The sequence below is a fragment of the Pelagibius sp. genome, assembly GCF_965227505.1.
In the GTDB taxonomy this organism is placed as follows: Bacteria; Pseudomonadota; Alphaproteobacteria; order Kiloniellales; family Kiloniellaceae; genus Pelagibius.
Map to the genome: position 1 here is coordinate 3,560,671 of NZ_OZ245757.1, position 17,859 is coordinate 3,578,529.

General features: G+C 66.9%; 14 protein-coding genes and 1 tRNA gene. 3 read left to right on the top strand and 12 right to left on the bottom strand.

What is annotated here, in order from left to right; genetic code table 11:
- Positions 1 to 11: 11 nt before the first annotated feature.
- The 9 genes from argE to ACO06P_RS16830 form a co-directional block, all read right to left on the bottom strand.
- On the bottom strand, positions 12 to 1,169 hold the full coding sequence (gene argE, locus ACO06P_RS16790; RefSeq protein WP_420346376.1) for an acetylornithine deacetylase: 1,158 nt from the start codon (positions 1,167 to 1,169) through the stop codon (positions 12 to 14).
- A gap of 10 nt (positions 1,170 to 1,179) precedes the next feature.
- On the bottom strand, positions 1,180 to 2,625 hold the full coding sequence (locus tag ACO06P_RS16795) for a TrkH family potassium uptake protein (protein WP_420346377.1): 1,446 nt from the start codon (positions 2,623 to 2,625) through the stop codon (positions 1,180 to 1,182).
- 116 nt (positions 2,626 to 2,741) lie between these two features.
- Entirely contained in the window at positions 2,742 to 3,371 is a 630-nt protein-coding gene (gene folE, locus ACO06P_RS16800) for a GTP cyclohydrolase I FolE (RefSeq protein WP_420346378.1), read from the bottom strand.
- A gap of 78 nt (positions 3,372 to 3,449) precedes the next feature.
- Positions 3,450 to 3,842 (bottom strand): Co2+/Mg2+ efflux protein ApaG, encoded by a 393-nt coding sequence (gene apaG / locus ACO06P_RS16805; protein ID WP_420346379.1) that lies wholly within the window; start codon positions 3,840 to 3,842, stop codon positions 3,450 to 3,452.
- Positions 3,843 to 4,074: 232 nt separating this feature from the next.
- Positions 4,075 to 4,950, bottom strand: coding sequence for an OmpA family protein (locus ACO06P_RS16810; RefSeq protein WP_420346380.1), 876 nt, complete (start codon positions 4,948 to 4,950; stop codon positions 4,075 to 4,077).
- Between the two features lie 230 nt (positions 4,951 to 5,180).
- Entirely contained in the window at positions 5,181 to 5,882 is a 702-nt protein-coding gene (locus tag ACO06P_RS16815; RefSeq protein WP_420346381.1) for an ATP-binding cassette domain-containing protein, read from the bottom strand.
- Positions 5,879 to 7,576, bottom strand: a complete 1,698-nt coding sequence (locus tag ACO06P_RS16820; RefSeq protein ID WP_420346382.1) for an ABC transporter permease — start codon at positions 7,574 to 7,576, stop codon at positions 5,879 to 5,881. The genes ACO06P_RS16815 and ACO06P_RS16820 overlap by 4 nt, the downstream gene beginning before the upstream one ends.
- A gap of 61 nt (positions 7,577 to 7,637) precedes the next feature.
- Entirely contained in the window at positions 7,638 to 8,864 is a 1,227-nt protein-coding gene (locus ACO06P_RS16825) for an ABC transporter substrate-binding protein (protein WP_420346383.1), read from the bottom strand.
- A 244-nt stretch (positions 8,865 to 9,108) separates the two neighbouring features.
- Positions 9,109 to 9,696, bottom strand: coding sequence for a c-type cytochrome (locus ACO06P_RS16830; RefSeq protein WP_420346384.1), 588 nt, complete (start codon positions 9,694 to 9,696; stop codon positions 9,109 to 9,111).
- Between the two features lie 358 nt (positions 9,697 to 10,054).
- Between ACO06P_RS16830 and ACO06P_RS16835 the strand changes: the two genes are divergently transcribed.
- On the top strand, positions 10,055 to 10,807 hold the full coding sequence (locus ACO06P_RS16835; protein ID WP_420346385.1) for an RDD family protein: 753 nt from the start codon (positions 10,055 to 10,057) through the stop codon (positions 10,805 to 10,807).
- Between the two features lie 9 nt (positions 10,808 to 10,816).
- Here the strand turns inward: ACO06P_RS16835 and ACO06P_RS16840 are convergent, their stop codons facing one another.
- On the bottom strand, positions 10,817 to 11,806 hold the full coding sequence (locus ACO06P_RS16840) for a 2OG-Fe(II) oxygenase (RefSeq protein WP_420346386.1): 990 nt from the start codon (positions 11,804 to 11,806) through the stop codon (positions 10,817 to 10,819).
- A 172-nt stretch (positions 11,807 to 11,978) separates the two neighbouring features.
- Between ACO06P_RS16840 and ACO06P_RS16845 the strand changes: the two genes are divergently transcribed.
- Positions 11,979 to 12,052, top strand: a tRNA-Gly gene (locus tag ACO06P_RS16845).
- A gap of 205 nt (positions 12,053 to 12,257) precedes the next feature.
- On the opposite strand, the gene ACO06P_RS16850 is transcribed toward ACO06P_RS16845, so the two are convergent.
- Both ACO06P_RS16850 and ACO06P_RS16855 read right to left on the bottom strand, forming a co-directional pair.
- A complete protein-coding gene (locus ACO06P_RS16850; RefSeq protein ID WP_299394007.1) occupies positions 12,258 to 12,677 on the bottom strand; it encodes a hypothetical protein in 420 nt (139 codons plus the stop codon).
- Positions 12,678 to 12,838: 161 nt separating this feature from the next.
- Complete coding sequence (locus ACO06P_RS16855; protein WP_420346387.1) at positions 12,839 to 13,969, bottom strand: serine hydrolase domain-containing protein; 1,131 nt, start codon at positions 13,967 to 13,969, stop codon at positions 12,839 to 12,841.
- A 290-nt stretch (positions 13,970 to 14,259) separates the two neighbouring features.
- On the opposite strand from ACO06P_RS16855, the gene ACO06P_RS16860 reads away from it, so the two are divergent.
- A complete protein-coding gene (locus ACO06P_RS16860) occupies positions 14,260 to 17,742 on the top strand; it encodes a pyruvate carboxylase (RefSeq protein ID WP_420346388.1) in 3,483 nt (1,160 codons plus the stop codon).
- Positions 17,743 to 17,859 lie beyond the last annotated feature (117 nt).

The following is a 17,859-nucleotide window of genomic DNA, read 5'->3' on the forward strand; positions in this document are numbered from 1 at the left end:
GTTGCTTTGCATCAGCTCCGCGCCCAGTCGCAGAGTTTCAGAAGGAAGGCCTCGCAGGCGGCCACCTGTTCCAGCGCGATGAACTCGTTGGCCTGGTGCGCCTGATCGATGGAGCCGGGGCCGAAGACGACGGTCGACAGGCCGGCGGCCTGGAACAGCCCACCCTCGGTGCCGAAGGAGACGACGGCGCTGTCGTTGGCGCCGGTCAGGCGGCGCACCAGGCTCTCCGCCGCACCGTCCTTCTCCGGCGCCAGCGGCAGCACGGTGGCCGGACGCCGAATTTCGATGCTGGCGTGGGGCGCGAACTCCTGCAGTTCCGGCAGGACCTCCTCCATGGCAAAGCGCCCGACCTCGGCGATGATCGCCTCCGTGTCCTCGCCGGGAACGGGCCGGAACTCCCAGGTGAAGCGGCAATCCTGGGCGACGATGTTGATCGCCTTGCCGCCGTTGATCTCGCCCATGTTGAAGGTCGTATAGGGCGGATCGAAGGGGTTCTCGGGGTCCGCAGTGGCGCGCTTTTCCGCCGCCAGGCTGGCGATGTGGGCGATCATCTTGCCGGCCGCGGTGATGGCGTTGGCGCCGAGCTGTGGCAGGCTGGAATGGGCCGCCTGTCCCTTGATCTCGGTCTCGAAGAGAAAGCAGCCCTTGTGACCGTTGACGATCTGCATGGAGGTGGGCTCGCCGACGATCACCAGCGCCGGGTCCGGCAGGTGGCGCGAGACTGTGTCGATCAGCGAGGCCACACCGGTGCAGCCAACCTCCTCGTCATAGGAGAAAGCGAGGTGAATCGGCCGGGCGAGCGGCTGCGCGGTGATCTCCGGCACCAGCCCCAGGGCGACGGCCAGGAAGCTTTTCATGTCGGCGGTGCCGCGCCCGTAGAGCCGGCCATCCTTCTCGACGACGGTGAAGGGGTCGGTCTCCCAGGGCTGACCTTCGACCGGGACCACATCGCTGTGGCCGGAGAGCACGACGCCGCCAGGCTCGTCGGGGCCCAGGCTCGCCAGCAGGTTCGCCTTGGTGCCCTCGGCATTTCCGATGCGGCGGCAGCGCGCGCCCTGGCTTTCCAGGTGGTCCTGCACGAAGTCGATCAGCGCCAGGTTGGACTTGGCGGAGACGGTATCGAATCCGACAAGGCGCTCGATCATTTCACGGGAGGATGCTCGGATCATGGCAATGCTCCTAGCCGCGCCAGAAAGCAGGGGCCAGCAGGATCAGCACCGTGAAAAGCTCAAGGCGCCCCAGCAGCATCCCGATGGACAGCAGCAGCTTGGCGCTGTCCGGCAGGGTGGCATAGTTGCCGGCCGGACCGATCACATCGCCCAGTCCCGGGCCGACGTTGGCAATGGCCGCGGCGGCGCCGGAGACCGCGGTGATGAAGTCCAGGCCGGTCATGCCCAGGCCGATGGCCAGGAGCGCGAAGCAGGTGACGAAAAGAAAGAAGAACGACATCACCGAGGCGGCCACGGCCTCCGGGATCGGCTTCTTGTTGTAGTAGGCGAAGAACACGCCGTTGGGCTGCATCAGACGCTGGAGCTGGGCCTTGGCGGTCGAGTACAGCACCTGCAGGCGGAAGATCTTGACCCCGCAGGTGGTCGAGCCGGCGCAGCCACCGACGAACATCAGCACGAACAGCAGCGAGACCGCGAAGCTGCCCCAGGCGTTGTAGTCGGCGGTAGAGAAGCCGCTGCCCGTCATCACCGAGATGACGTTGAAGGTCGCATAGCGCAGGGCCTGGAACGGCTCCATCAGGGACTGCATCACCAGCCAGATCGCCGTCAGCACGATGGCCGCTGCGAGGATGATGAGAAACCAGCGGACCTGGGTGTCGGCGAAGACCGGCCTCAGGTCACCGCGAATGACCCGCAGATAGAGCACGAAGGGAATGGAACCCAGTACCATGACCACGCTCATGGTCCAGTCTACGGCCGGATTGGCGAAGTGGCCGACCGAAGCGTCGTAGGTGGAAAACCCGCCGGTTGCGATAGAGGTCATGGCGTGGGCGACGGCGTCGAAGGTGGACATACCGACCGACCAGAACATGATTGCCGCCACCGCGGTGAGGAAGACGTAGATGATCGAGATGCCGCCGGCGATCTGCGCCGCCCGCGGAAGCACCTTGTCGGTGTCGAAGGCCTCGACGCGGAACATCTGCATGCCGCCGACCTGCAGCACGGGCAGGATGGCGACCGCCATGACGATGATGCCGATGCCGCCCAGCCATTGCAGGATGGCGCGCCAGAGCAGGATCCCCGGCGGCGCGAAGTCGAGACCGACGATCACCGTGGCGCCGGTGGTGGTGACCCCGGACATCGACTCGAAGAAGGAGTCGGTGAAGCTCAGTTCCAGCTCGGAAAAGGTGAAGGGCAGGGCACCGAAGACCGCGATGACAATCCAGGCCAGGTTGGTCATGACAAAGGCCTGGCGCAGCGAGAAGTTGCCGAGGGGCGAGCGCGTCGTCAGCATCATCGACACGCCGATGAACAGGGTGACGGCGGCGGCTTTGGAAAACACCAGCCAGTCCGGATGCCCGACCGCCGCGTCGACCACGGCCGGGATGACCATGGCGATGGCCAGAACGGTGATCAGGATGCCGTTGATGAAGAGAACCGGCCGCAGCTCGATCACGACCCTGGCTCCCCGGCTGCGCGGGCTGCCGCGCCGCTCCCGCTTCCTCCGCGCGTCCGCGAGACCCTGTTGAAAACCTGAATCATGTCAGACAAGGAGACCGGGATGACGACTGGCTAGCGGGCGCTGCCGCTCTGGGCGGGGTTGCCGACCAGGGCGAGAAACTCGCGGCGGGTCGACGCGTTGCTGCGAAACAGCCCGAGCATGCGGCTGGTGACCATGGAGGTTCCGGGCTTATGCACCCCGCGGGTTGTCATGCATTGATGCGTGGCTTCCACGACCACCGCAACGCCCTTGGGGCTCAGAACCTCCTGGATCGTATTGGCGATCTGCGCGGTCATCTTTTCCTGGATCTGCAGGCGGCTGGCATAGGCCTCGACAACGCGCGCCAGCTTCGAGATGCCGACCACGCGGCTCTTCGGCAGATAGGCGACGTGGGCAACGCCGATGATCGGCGCCATATGGTGTTCGCAGTGGGACTCGAAGCGGATGTCGCGCAGCAGCACCATCTCATCGTAGCCCTCGACCTCTTCGAAGGTGCGCTGCAGCAGTTCTACAGGGTCGCTGTAATAGCCGGAGAAAAACTCCTCGTAGGCGCGCACCACCCGCTCCGGCGTTCCCCGCAGGCCCTCGCGTTCCGGGTCATCGCCGGCCCAGCGGATCAGCGTCTCGACCGCCTTCAAGGTTTCCTGGCGGCTTGGCCGCTGGCCGGCGGCAATGGGCGTTATGGTGTGGCTCTCCTCCACGCGCCTGTCTTCCCCTCTTCGTTCTCTCCCACGCCTGCCCGAACCCCCCGGCGGCAGCCGGCACAGGACCCGGCAGCGTTAGTTGAGTTGCACGGGCTGGTGGGGGCTGTCCAGCGAAAAGGCCGGAATATCAACGTCGAAGCGCCTGCCGTCGGCGCCTTCCATCTCGTAGGTCCCGACCATGATGCCGGAGGGCGTGGAAAGCGGTGTGCCGCTGGTGTACTCGAAGCTCTCGCCCGGCTGCAGGGTCGGCTGCTCCCCCACCACGCCGGCGCCATGCACCTCCTGCACGCGGCCCAGGGAGTCGGTGATGCGCCAATAGCGGTTCAGCAACTGCACGGTTTCCGGCCCGGTGTTCTCAATCGTCACTTGATAGGCCCAGACATAGTGTCCCTCGGTGGGCGAGGACTGTTCGTCCAGGTATATCGGCTTGACCGTCACGCTGATCGAGTGGGTGGTCGCGCTGTACATGGTCTCTGCGGGTCCCTTCTTCGCCGGCAGGGATTGCCAAAGCGTGAACAGATGTCACGGACCCGGCCCGCCTTGACGGACCGCTTTGGTGCGGCCGGCCCCTGCTTGTGAACGCCTGAGGGCAGCCGCCCGAGAACACCTGAACCTCCGCAGTCTACGCCCTGAAGCGTCGACAAGAAAGGGCCGGCAATGCGTCTTCGCACCGCCGGCCCCGATAAGGTTTAATGTACTGTTATTGTGGAATAATTTCGACTCGTCGGTTGGCCTGTTCGCGCACCCCGTCGGCCGTGGGAACCGCCGGCTCGGCTTCACCCCGGCCGGCCACGAAGATGCCGTCGAGATCGAAGCCGCGGCCGGTCAGCGCATCGCGCACCGCATTGGCCCGGCGCAGAGAGAGATCGAGGTTGTAGTCTTCCGCTCCGGCCCGGTCGGCGTGCCCGGTGACGGAGAACTCTGTGAAGCCGCCGCTGCCCGCGGACGCGATGGCGTCGTCGATCGCCGCAGCGCCGGCCGGGGTGATGATGTCGCTGTCGAAGTCGAAGAACAGCACGAAGGTCTGCGGCGCGACCGGTGCAGCCGGGGCCGGGGCCGGCGCGGGTGCAGGGGCCGGCGGCGGCGCCTCCGCCATGGCCCCGTCCAGCCGGTCCAGAGCGGCATAGAATTCGTCGCGGCAACGGGCGATATGGTCAAGCTGATGGCCCTCTTCCTGCTGTTCGAGCCAGCAGTCGAAGCGTGTCTGAGCGATGGCGGCATCCTCCGGCGCCTTGGTCCTGGCGCTGGCGTCGAGCAGACCGACAAGGCGCGCCCGGCCGTCGGAGAACTCCGGGACCATGGCCTCGGGAATGCGCCAGTCGCCGACGGCTTCCGGCTGCACCTCGCTGCCCTCTGCGGTCATGAGGCCCTTTCTGGCGTAGAGATCGGCGGAATGCCAGTCGACCATCTCGTCGGCCTCGAATTCGGTCAGGTCGCGGTACTCCGCGGTCAGGGCTCTGGTGAAGGGGGTGCCGGTCGCTTCTGCGGTGCGCATCTTGTCGACATTGTAGCCGGCGACACAGCCGCTGACCGCGATGGTCAGGACCCCGAAAGCCAAAACTCTCGTGAGAATCATTTGTGAACATCTCCCTCTCATTGAATGCGGACCCGCCTCTTGGCTGTGGTGGCATAGGCAGGTGAGAGTTGTGTTTTTGTGGACTATCCCCCTGCAGGCCCCCGCCAGACAGCCGCCCCGAAGTCCGGATCGGCAATCCGGACCGTCAACCGGGACCGTTGCTGCTTAAGACCGCTGGTGTGAGAAGTTATTCCGGGAAGCGGCGGCGGGCGGACGCCTGCAGCGCCGCTCTAGCCGAGATGTGCGGTCCGGCGCGCCATGACCTGGCCGCCGGCATCGATCTCCAGGACCGGGCCGCCGGCATCGGCCGCATCCGCGGGGTCGTGCGTGACCAGCAGGGTGGGCAGAGCCTGGGCGCGGGCGTGTTCGAAGACAAAGGAGCGAAAGCGTGCCCGCAGGGTCACGTCCAGCTTGGCGAAGGGTTCGTCCAGCAGCAGCGCGCAGGGCTCGGACAGCAGGGTCCGCAAAAGGGCGATGCGCGCCCGCTGGCCGCCGGAGAGGGTTTCCGGATCGCGGTCGTAAAAGGCACTCATGTCCGCTTCCGCCAGGGCTTGTTCGATGCGCGCGCGCCGCGCCTTGCGGTCGCGGATGTCCGGCGGCAGGCCGAAGGCAAGATTGCCGGCCACAGAGAGATGGGGGAACAGAAGATCGTCCTGGAACAGGATGCCGATGCGGCGCTCCTCCGGCGGGCGGCTGGCCAGTTCCTCGCCGTTGAGCAGGATGCGCCCGCTGCCTGTAAGCGCCGGGTCCAGAGTGCCGCAGACGAAGGCAAGAAGGCTCGACTTGCCGCAGCCGCTGGGGCCCATCACCGTCACCACTTCGCCGGGCGCGACGGTCAGGCTCAGCGGGCCCAGGAAGCGTCCGCCGCCATGCGCCAGTTCGACCTGACGCAGCGCCAGGCCGTAGTCCCTGGTCACCGAGATCACGGTCATGCCCGCTGCTCCCGCAGGATGCGACTGCGGGCCAGCCGCCGCGGCAGGGCCAAGGCGGCGGCGAAGGCAATCAACGGCAAGGCGGCCTGGAGAAAGGCAAAGACGCCCATCACTCGGCGGTCTCCCCCGGCAGAGAGGCTTACGGCTTCCGTCGTCAGGGTAACGAAGCGGCCCGCCCCGGCAAAGAGCGTCGGCAGGTACTGGGTCACGCTGACGGCAAAGCCCACCGCCGCGGCAAAGAGCACCGGGCGCAGCAGCATCGGCAGCTTGACGCGCCAGAACACCCGGTTGGGGCTGGCCCCCAGGCAGAGCGCGGTGCGGCTGTAGCGTTCGTCCAGTGCGCGGTAGTGATCGGCGAGAGACAGAAACACATAAGGCAATACGAAGAGCAGATGACTCCAGACCAACGCGATCCAGGTGCCATCGATGCCGATCTGGATCGAGAGCACCTGGCTGCCGAAGAGAAACGCGACCTGGGGCACCAGCAGGGGAACGTAGAGCAGCCAGAGCGCCCGGGTGGAGATGGTGAGGCCGCGCCGCTGCTCGTTCTCCAGGCAGCCGAGGACCAGGGCCACGGCGATGAAGGCGGCGGCGAGGCCGCTGATCAGCGTGGTGCCGGTGGTCCACAGCAGGTCGTGGCCCTGGCGCGCCCAGATATCGGTGCTGAGCGCCGTGGGCAGCGCGTCGGGATAGCGCCAGCGGCGGGTCACCGACCACAGCGCCATGGCCAGGAGGCCGGCGGCCGCCATGGCCACCAGGAGCTGCACCAGGGATGACGTTGCGGCGCGCAGAACCCGGCCCTTGCCGCCGCGCCGCCCGCCGGCGATCCACAGGCGGCCCAGGCGGGCGACCAGCACTTCCGCCAGACGCCAGAGCGCGATCGCGCCGACCACCACCAGCAACTGCAGCACCGCACCCGCCGCGGCGACGAAGCGCATGGTCAGGTCGGGGTCGTTGAACCAGCGGAACACCTGCACCGCCAGCGGCGGCGGCGACAGCGGCGCCAGGATCAGCGCCATGTCCACCACCGAAAGCGAATAGGCGAGCACGGCATAGACGGGCAGGCGGATCTGGCGGTAGATCGCCGGCAGCACCGTCTTCAGCCAGGCCATGACCGGCCCGTAGCCGAGCGAGCGGGCGATCGCCAGGCGTTCCTCGGCGCGGCTGTGCTCCAGCGCCGCCAGGGTCATCAGCAGCAGGAAGGGCAGTTCCTTCATCACCAGCCCCAGGGTCAGGGCCAGGGCGTTGGGATCCTGCACCGTGGCCACGTCGGGCGGCAGGTCCCAGCCGGTGGCCCAGGGCGACACCAGCCTTACCAGCCAGCCGCTGGGCGCTATGAGAAAGGCCAGGCCCAGCGCCATGGCCGCATGCGGCACGGCCAGCAGCGGCGCCATCAGGCCGCGGATCGCCAGCGTGATCCGGCAACCATGGCAGGCGGCGAGAAAGAACACGGTCAGGGAGAAGGAGATGACCGTCGCCAGCAGGCCGGAAACCAGGGTCAGACGCAGCGATTCGCGGAGGCCCGGATGGTCGAACAGCATCACCCAGGGGTCGAGCGTGAAGCCCTCGCCGCCCAGGGTCGGAAAGTAGCCGAAGGCCGGCAGCCAGGTGCCGATCAGCCCGGCCGCCACCGGCGTCAGGAACAGCAGCAGGGTTGCGCCCGGCAGGTAAGCGAGAAGATCGCGGCGGGTCATGCTGTCGTGCCTTGCGGTGTCGCTTCCGCGGCTCTTCTGTCAGCCGTTTCCGTCTTCCTGCCTAGCGCGCGTAGCGGCGCTGCCATTCCGCTTCGATACGCACCATCCAGGAGGGGTGCGGCTCCAGCAGGGTCGGGCCCAGGGCCTCCGGCGCGAGGGTGGCCACGCCCGCCGGCAGTTCCTCGAAACGCCTGCGCTCGGCCGGTTCGAGCTTGGCCATGGCCAGCACGGTGTCGTCGCCCCAGACCTCCGGGTTCTGCTTCTCGGCCTGCGCCTCCGCGCCCATCAGGAAGTTCGCGACGACCATCGCGCCCTCGGCGGCGCTGGCGTTGAACGGGATGGCGACGAAGTGGGTGTTGCCGATGGTGCCGCGGTCCAGCACGAAGGTTCGGGCCGTCTCCGGCAGCAGGCCGTTGGCGATGGCCGACGACGCTTCCGAGGGATAGAACGAGAGGGTGATGTCGACCTCGCCGTCGTCCAGCAACTGGCGCTGGGCCGGGCCGCTGGCGGGGAAGGTCTGGCCGCCGCGCCAGAGATGGGGGTGCAGGGCGTCGAGGAACTCCCACAGCGGCTGCGCAACCTGCTCGACCTGGGAGTCGTCGACCACCGCCTGCTGCAGAAAGGCCGGATCGGGCGCCAACTCGATCAGCACCTGTTTCAGGAAGGTGCTGCCCAGAAAGTCAGGCGGTGTCGGATAGGTGAAGCGCCCGGGATTGGCCCGGGCCCAGTCGAGCAGGGCCGGGATGGACCCCGGCGTCTCGGCGACGCGGGCCGAGTCGTAGATGAAGTTCAGCTTGGCCATGCCCCAGGGCGCCTCCAGCCCCTCGGTCGGCACGGTGAAGTCCACGAGGGTCGAGGGCTTCTCCTCGAAGTCGACCAGCTGGAAGTTGGGCAGTGCCTCGGTGAAGGGCCCGTAAAGCAGGGTGTTGTCCTTCATGGTGGCGAAGTTCTCGCCGTTGATCCAGATGAGGTCGATGGAGCCGTCCTCCGTCTTCCCCGCGGCGCGCTCGGCCAGGACGCGGGAAACCGCATCGGCGGTATCGGCCAGCTTCACGTGGCGCAGCATCACGCCGTAGTCGTCCCAGACCCGCTCGCCGACCCAGGCGATGTAGGCGTTGATCCGCTCGTCGCCGCCCCAGGCGTTCCAGTAGACCGTCTGCCCGTTGGCGGCGTCGACGATCTCTTCCCAGGGGCGCTCCTCGGCGGCGATGGCGGTTTTGCCTGCCAGGCCGAGGGCCGTGGCCAGGGCGGCGGCCAAAAGCGGCAGGAGCGCAATCCGGCGGCGCATATGCTGATCTCCTATCGTTGCTCGAATCCCATCTTGGGCCCTGGGTCCGGCCGATGCCAGGGCCGCGCGGGCCGGGATAGCTGCCCCGCCAGGGCCAACGGCCCGGGGAAGGCTCGGGCCGCCTCGTCCCTTGGCTTAGATGGGGGCAGCCTACAGGCGTGCCCAGGCCCTGTCATCCGTCAGGGGCCGGCGATCACAGGGCTTTTATTGGATGGTCCGGTTTCGTGAACCGTTACGGCGCCCCTTATTCGGCTGCGGGAAAGCCCGCACGCATGTAGGCGACGACCCGCCAGATAGCGTCTTCCGACAGCCGGTCTTTATAGGCCGGCATGGCGGTGCCGAAGGCGCCGCCGCCCTCTGCGATCGACCACAGCAGGTACTCGTCCACGGCGCCCTGCTTGTCCATGAGCTGACCCAGAAGCGCTGGGGAGGGCAGCAGGTCGAGCCCGGCGTCCCCGTCGCCACGGCCTTTGGCACCGTGACACTCCGCGCAGTTGGCCCGATACACCGTTCCGCCTCCGGCGATCGCACCCGGGCTGTTGGGGAAGGGACTGCGGCGGCTGCGGTACTCGAGCGGGACGCCGGCCTGAATGAATTCCCGATGGCGCGCGGCGCGGTCTTCCAGCTTCGGCGGGCTGTTCTCCAGATCCCACTCGGGCAGCCGGTCGATCTCCACGTTCCAGGGATCGAGGCCGGGGATGATCGTGAGCCTGTCCTCCGGTTCCGCCGCACCGCCCTGGGCCAGGGCGGCCGGCAGGGCGAAGGCCAGCAGCGCTGTCACGGCAATCGTGCCGAGGACGGCGCGCAGCGGGAAAGGGTGGAACAATGACATGAGGGAGGCTCCCTTGGCGGTCTGTTGCACCAGGGGTAGCCGCCGCGGGTCCGCCTGGCCATGACCCAAGTCAAGGGCGGAACAGGTCAAGGAACCGAGGAGGTCAGGGGACAGGAGGGACCCGGGCCCTCCTCATGGGTCTGCCGACGTCAACTGGCTGTGCAGCATCTCGACGATCACCACCACCTCCGCTTTCGTGAGGCGGCCGCGATCAGCAGCAAGGTCAGGATGAGGTCTCTCAGGCGCACCAGGGTATCTCCGGGGGGCTCGGGAAGACTAGCTGGACCGGCGAAGAGGGCCTTGATTCCAGTGAAAGTACGACTTTACCACTGCGATTGAGTGAGCAACCATTGCGCGTATGAAGTTCCGGCAGTTTGAGCTTATTGCGATCTGCCGAGACTTCGGTCGTGAACCTTCTTCCATGTCTACAATCTTGGTAACGACAGACCGCAAACTCATCGACAACAACGGCGGCCGATTGGTCCTGTTTTTGTTGCTCGTCGGAATGGTCTTTTCGCTCGCGATTGGCGGCTCAGGGGGCATAAGCAGGCATGGCGCGCCGCCTTATCATTTGGAAGTCAGTTATCATCCGGCACATATCGTATCTTGGCTCTTTGGCACGGCAGCATTCTTTCTCCCTAGAGTTACCGGACCGCTGCAGACAAACCAGGAAAGGCCTGCCGGGATCATTCGGCGCTATTTCGCCCTCAACATCGACTGCTTTGTTTGTTTCGTGCTGCTTATGATGCCTTTCATATTGCTCGCGTTGTTGCTGGAAGGTTTGCGGGCACCTCTTCTCGGCCTGATGCCGGAGGCATTGGGCCGCTGGCTTCATACCTTGATGACGATGCTCTTCTTTCCAGGCACCGTTGTCGCGTGGCTCTGTGCCTATTGCTGGCCAGCGGCGGCGGGTCGGCAGTCGGCAGGGGATCTGTTGATGGGGATTGAGCAACGGTGGCCCAAGCGTCCAAGCTTGTTGAGGTCAATTGGCCATGCGCTCCTAGGGTTTCTGACTCTGTCCCTGTTCTTCATCGGCCTCTTCGTCGCTTTGGTGCGCGAAGATCGACGGATGTGGCATGACCTAGTGTTCGATACCCGGAACGTTCGATAGGTTCCGACGCTACTGGGCATCGTGGAAGATGATGCCGGCGGCGAAGCGCTCGCCGGCGTGGATGCGGCTGACGCCGTGGCGCAGCTTCACCCGGTGGTAGCCCCGCGCGCCCTGGCGCGGACGCTCGTTGACGGCGAAGAGCGCCGCCTCGCCGCGCAGCAGCGGCACCACCTCGACGCGCGACTGCATGCGCGGGCGCTGTTCGGTCACCACGAACTCGCCGCCGGTGAAGTCGCCGCCGTCGAAGTCCGCGCCGGGCTTGCTCAGCAGGATGACCATCTGCAGCGGCAGCACTTCGTCGCCGTAGAGGTCCTGGTGCAGGCAGTTGTAGTCGCCGGGCCCGTAGCGCAGCAGCAGGGGGGTCGGGCGTTTCTGTCCCGCCGCGTGGCAGCGCTTCAGATAGGCCGCGTGGCTGGCGGGAAACACCGGGTCTTCGCCGAGCAGGCCGCGCCAGATGTTGGCGATGCGCGCCGCATGCGGGTAGACCGCGCTGCGCAGGGCGGCGATGACCGGCGGCAGGGGATAGGCGAAGTACTTGTACTCGCCGCGCCCGAAGCCGTGGCGGGCCATGATGACGCGGCTGCGGAAGGCTGCGTCCTGATCGTAGAGGCCGGTCAGGGCGGCGCAGTCCCCCGGCGTCAGGATCGGCCCCAGCCGGGCGACACCGTGATCGTTCAGGTCGCCCTCGATCCGCGGCCAGTTGAGGCCGGCGATGCGCCGAGCGATCTGCGGCGCCGGGGTTCCCGTCCCCGCCATCTGCTCGGGCCGGCAGCGCTTGCAGGCGCGAAAACCCGCGGCTTCCGCCGCGGCAGGGTCCGGGAAAAAGCGCACGTTTTCGCGCTTGGCCGGGCGGGAGGGGCAGCTCGGCCGGCAGTAGATGCCGGTGCTGAGCACGCCGTAGACGAAGCGTCCGTCCATGGCGGCATCGCGCCGCTCCACCGCTGCCCAGCGGGCCTCGTCCATCGCCGCATCCGCATCCAAAAGCCCTGTGTCGTCCATTGCTTCCGCCTCCTTGACCGTCATGACGGTCATAGACCGGAAAAGGACGCCGCCGACATCCGATTCTTGCGCTTCTGCTTGCGCCGCTGGCTTGTGATCGGGGGCGGCTTGCCTTGCCGTGGCAGACCTTCTACCTTCGTGCCCGTCAGCAGCCACGGCACGCATGACCTGAGCGGGTATGATGTAGTGGTAGCCTGTCAGCTTCCCAAGCTGAACGCGCGGGTTCGATTCCCGCTACCCGCTCCAACCGCTTTGAGGCTCCGTTCGGGGCCTTTTTTCGTGCCGTCTGCCGCCGCCCCGCTTGTCACCCCGGACGTGATCCGGGGTCCACGCCGGAAGCGGATCCCACCCTTGCGAGCGAAGCCCGTGCGAGCGGGCCTATGGATCCCGGGTCAGGCCCGGGATGACGGCCCGTGTGGGCTGGCTCGGATCAAGGGATAGAGACCCTCGGTCAGCGACCGGACAAGCTCTCAACCCAGTTCGCGTGGAAGTCAGCTTGTTCGTCCACCGTTCCGACCGTCCCTGGGGCCGCATAGTGGAAGATGTCGACCAGATCCTCCGATCTCGCAGGCTCACCGATCCGGGTGACATAGGCCTTGCGCCCGCCACCCATGTCGCGGGCCATTCCGGATGGGAAGACTTCGGGCCGCGCGCCGGCGCACAGCAATCGTGCTCCCTTGCTTTCAAGGACCTTTCTGAGCTCGATCATCGCCTCAAAGAGATCGCTGCTCACAAACCTTCTTGTTTCAGCTTCGATTCCGTCGAGTGTGATCTCATAAGACAAGGCCTGCGGGTCCGCTCGAATCGCCAACTGGGCACTGGCGATAGCGCCATCAGCCATTCTGATCTTAACCGCAATGTGCTCATTCAAGTCGTTTGTTCCCTAAGTCACCCCGGACGTGATCCGGGGTGCATGCCGGAAGCGGATCCCACCCTTGCGAGCGAAGCCCGTGCGAGCGGGCCTATGGATCCCGGGTCAGGCCCGGGATGACGGTCCGCGTATGCTGAAGCAGCCGGGAAAGTGGTTCAAGATCAACGGAGCGAGGGGAAGAGGACTTCGGTCAGGATGCGGACCGAGAGCCGCCAGGCGTCGCGCTGGTTGTACTGGCCGGCGAAGACCACCATGACCAGATCCAGATCGGGGATCACCACGAGACGCTGGCCGCCGTTGCCGAAGCCGGCCATCCAGGCGCGCCCGTCGCGCCGGCCCTGGCCGAGCCACCATTGGTAGCCGTAGAATAGGTCGCCCTCGGACGCGGCGTGCCTGACGAAGGAGTCCTTCAGCCAGGCCTCCGGCACCACCTGTTGCCCGTCCCAGCGCCCGCCGTTCAGCACCATCTGGCCGATGCGCGCGAGGTCGCGGGCGGTGAGCCGCAGGCCGGAGGCGGCGGCGGCCTCTCCGTTGAAGCCCGGCGTCCAGCTGCTCTGATCGATGCCAAGGGGCCTGAAGAGCTTTTCGCGCGCGTAGTCGATCAGAGGCTTTCCGCTGCCGCGGGACACGAGGTGTGCGAGCACCGCCGTCGCGCCCCCGCTGTAGGTCCACTGGCTGCCGGGCTCCGCCACGATGGGGCGCTCCAGAATGTAGCGGTAGCGGTCTTCCGACCGCTCCATGGCGACCTCGCTGTTGCGCGGGTCGTTGTAGGGCAGTGTCTCGTCCCAGGCGAGCCCCATGGTCATGGTGAGCGCGTGTTCCACCGTGATCTTCTGCCGCGCCGGATCGGTGGCGAGGTCGGCATAGTCGAACAGTTCGACCAGCGGCGTCTCGCGCGCCGGGACCGTGCCATCGGCCAGGGCGATGCCGTAGAGCAGGCCGACGATGCTCTTGGAGACCGAACGCAGGTCGTGCATCACCTCCGGCCCGAAGGTCACGCTGCCCAGCGGATTGCCCCAGATCTCGTCCTCGCCTTCGAAGTAGCGCTCCAGCACCAGCTTGCCGTGACGTGCGACGACGACGGCGTGCAGGTTGGGCAGTTCGCCGGACCGGTAAAGCGCGTCCAGCAGATCGCCGGTCTCGGCGGCAAAGCCAGACTCGGTCAGGGGCGCCGTCTGCCAGGCGTCGGCCGCGGCACTTGGGGTCGTGGCGGTTTGGGACATGGCGCTGGGGGTGAAGGACAGGAGCAGGCCTCCGGCGAGCAGAAGGCAGCGGACGAGGCGGTGTGGCATTCCACAGTCTCATTTGCCAGTTCGGAAAGGATCGCGCTCAAGTTGCCGTCGCGGCGCGCGCCCGACCAGTGAATTTTTGTATGGCACGCTTGTTTTTCGGGAATAGACCCGGAAGGCGGCGCGTTGTCGCCCTAAGGCCCGTGCCGGTCCCCGTCCGTCCACTGCCCCGCCGCGGTCTGCAGCCGCGGAAAGGCCATGGCGATGCGCCGGCTGGCGGCTTATAGTGCAGCGCAGCAATTGCGCGCGCTTAACGATACTCCAACTAGGGGCCAACTGGGGGAATTGAGAGGATGAGCCCATCCCGAGTCGGCGGCGCGCGGCCGCCGTTCCGTAAGCTGCTCGTCGCCAACCGCAGCGAGATCGCCATCCGTGTGCTGCGCGCGGCGAACGAACTCGGCATCCGCACCGTGGCGATCTACTCCCACGAGGACCGCTTCGCCCTGCACCGCTTCAAGGCGGACCAGGCTTTCCAGGTCGGCAAGGGCAAGGAGCCGGTGGCCGCCTATCTGGACATCGACGACATCCTTCGGATCGCCCGCGAGGCGCGGGTCGACGCCATTCATCCCGGTTACGGGTTTCTTTCGGAAAACCCGGACTTCGCGGAAGCCTGCGCCAAGGCCGGCATCACCTTCATCGGCCCCAAGCCTGACGTGATGCGCCGCCTGGGATCGAAGGTGGAGGCCCGGGCCCTGGCGGAGGAAGCGGGCATTCCCGTCATGCCGGCGACCGGCGCGCTGCCCCACGACGAGGCGGAGGCGGCCAAGCTGGCCGAGGGCATCGGCTATCCCATCATGGCCAAGGCCTCCTGGGGTGGCGGCGGGCGCGGCATGCGCGTCGTCGAAGATGCTGGACAGCTTCACGAACAGGTGGCGGCGGGCCGGCGCGAGGCCAAGGCCGCTTTCGGTAACGACGAGATTTTCCTGGAGAAGCTGGTGCGCCAGGCGCGCCACGTGGAGGTGCAGGTCCTCGGCGACACCCACGGCAACGTCATCCACCTCTTCGAGCGCGACTGCTCCATGCAGCGCCGCAACCAGAAGATCGTCGAGCGCGCGCCGGCGCCCTACCTCAGCGAGGCCAAGCGCGCCGAGCTTTGCGACGCCGCCGTGCGGCTCGCCCGCGCCGCCGGCTATGAGTGCGCCGGCACCGTCGAGTTCCTGATGGATGCGGAAACCGACGCGCTCTACTTCATCGAGGTCAATCCGCGCATTCAGGTGGAGCACACGGTGACCGAGGAGGTCACCGGCGTGGATCTGGTGAAGGCGCAGATCCGCATTTCCGCCGGCGCGCGCATCGGCGAGTCCGAAAGCGGCGTGCCGGCCCAGCACCAGCTTTCCCTCGACGGCCATGCCCTGCAGTGCCGCATCACCACCGAAGACCCGCTGAACAAGTTCATCCCGGACTACGGACGCATCTCCGCCTATCGCGGCGCCACCGGTTTCGGCATCCGCCTCGACGGCGGCACCGCCTATTCCGGCGCCCTCATCACACCCTTCTACGACTCGCTGCTGGAGAAGGTGACGGCCTGGGGGCCGACGGCGGCGGAGGCGACGGCGCGCATGGACCGGGCACTGCGCGAGTTCCGTATCCGCGGCGTGGCGACCAACCTCTGGTTCCTGGAAGCGGTCATCGGCCATCCCAAGTTCCAGAGCGGCGAGGCGACGACCCGCTTCATCGACTCGACGCCGGAGCTCTTCGACTTCCACCGCCGCCGCGACCGCGCAACGCGCCTCCTGACCTTCATCGGCGACGTCATCGTCAATGGCAATCCGGAGGTCGAGGGACGGCCCCTGCCGTCGCCCGCCACGCCGGCGATCCTGCCGGAGATCCCGCCCGCCAGCTTGCTGCAGGACCCGCCTGCCGGCAGCAAGCAGCGCCTCGACGCACTGGGGCCGGAGGGTTTCGCGAAGTGGATGCTGGAGCAGAACAAGCTTCTGCTCACCGACACCACCATGCGCGACGCCCACCAGTCGCTCTTCGCCACGCGCATGCGCTCCTACGATCTGGTTGCCATCGCGCCGGCCTATGCGCGCCTGCTGCCGCAACTGCTGTCGCTGGAATGCTGGGGCGGGGCCACCTTCGACGTCGCCCTGCGTTTCCTGAAGGAAGATCCCTGGGAGCGTCTGGCGGCCCTGCGCGAGGCGGTGCCGAACACGCTGCTGCAGATGCTCACGCGCGGCTCCAACGGCGTCGGCTACTCGAACTATCCCGACAACGTGGTGCGCCACTTCATCGCCCAGGCCGCCGATGCCGGCATCGATCTCTTCCGCGTCTTCGACTCGCTGAACTGGGTGGAGAACATGCGGGTCTCCATCGACGCCATCCGCGAGACCGGCCTGCTCTGCGAGGCGGCGATCTGCTACACCGGCGACCTCTCCGACCCCGGCGAAGACAAGTACGACCTGAAGTACTACGTCGGCCTCGCCAAGGAACTGGAAGCCGCCGGCGCCCACATCCTCGGCATCAAGGACATGGGCGGGCTCTGCAAGCCGGCGGCGGCGCGTCTGCTGGTCACCACGCTGAAGCAGGAAACCGGTCTGCCGATCCACTTCCACACCCACGACACCTCCGGCATTTCCGCCGCCTCGGTGCTGGCGGCGGCGGAGGCGGGGGTGGATGCCGCCGATGCGGCCATGGACGCGATGAGCGGCCTCACCTCCCAGCCCAACCTCGGCTCCATCTCCGCGGCGCTGGCCGGCAGCCCGCGCGATCCCGGCCTGGACCGGGAGGCACTGCGCGAGATCAACGCCTACTGGGAGGGCGCGCGGCGCCACTACGCCGGCTTCGAAAGCGAGATGCGCGCCGGCGCCTCCTCGGTCTACGAGCACGGTATGCCCGGCGGCCAGTTCACCAACCTGCAGGAACAGGCCCGCGCCCTGGGTCTGGCGCGCAAGTGGGGGGCGGTGGAGAAAGCCTATGCCCAGGTGAATGAGATGTTCGGGGACATCGTCAAGGTGACGCCGACCTCCAAGGTGGTCGGCGACATGGCGCTCTACATGGTCTCCAACGGCCTGACGCCGGAGGACGTGATGGACCCGGCGCGGGAGGTGGCCTTCCCGGCCTCGGTCATCGCGCTTTTCCGCGGCGAAGTGGGCCAGCCTTACGGTGGTTTCCCGGAAGCCCTCCAGAAAAAGGTGCTGAAGGGCGAAGCACCGCTCAGCGAGCGCCGCGGGGCGACCCTGCCGCCGGCGGATCTGACGGCTCTGCGCAAAGAGGCGGAAAAGAAAGCGCGGCGCCACATCGGCGAGCGCGAGCTGTCCTCCTACCTCATGTATCCGGAGGTCTTCGTCGACTACGCCAAGCACCGCCGTGCCTATGGCGACACCTCCGCCTTGCCGACGCCGGTCTACTTCTACGGCATGGAGCCGGGCCAGGAGATCGCCGTCGATATCGAGCGCGGCAAGACGCTCATCATTTCCTACCTGGCGTTAAGCGATCCCGACGAAGAAGGCCAGCGCACCGTCTTCTTCGAACTGAACGGCCAGCCCCGCACGGTGAAGGTGCTGGACAAGGTCCTGGCTGCCTCCGGCAAGGTGCGCCGCAAGGCCGACGAATCAGACCCCGGCCAGGTGGGGGCGCCCATGCCGGGCCTGATCGTCAACATCTGCGATGTCGGCAAGCGGGTGGCCGCCGGCGACCGCCTCTTCACCATCGAAGCCATGAAGATGGAAACCGCCGTCTATGCCGAGACCGCCGGCAAGGTGGGCGAGGTGGTGGCCGCGGCCGGCAGCCGCGTCGAGCCACACGACCTGGTGGTGGTGCTGGAGCCGGGTTAAGTGCCGCTTGCTCCGGACGACGCCAGGACTGGCCGCCGGCAGTCCGGCTGGCTGTTTTGCGTGTTCTTTTGAACCTTTTCTAAACGGTTGCGACAAAGAGGTAATCACCCCTCAGCA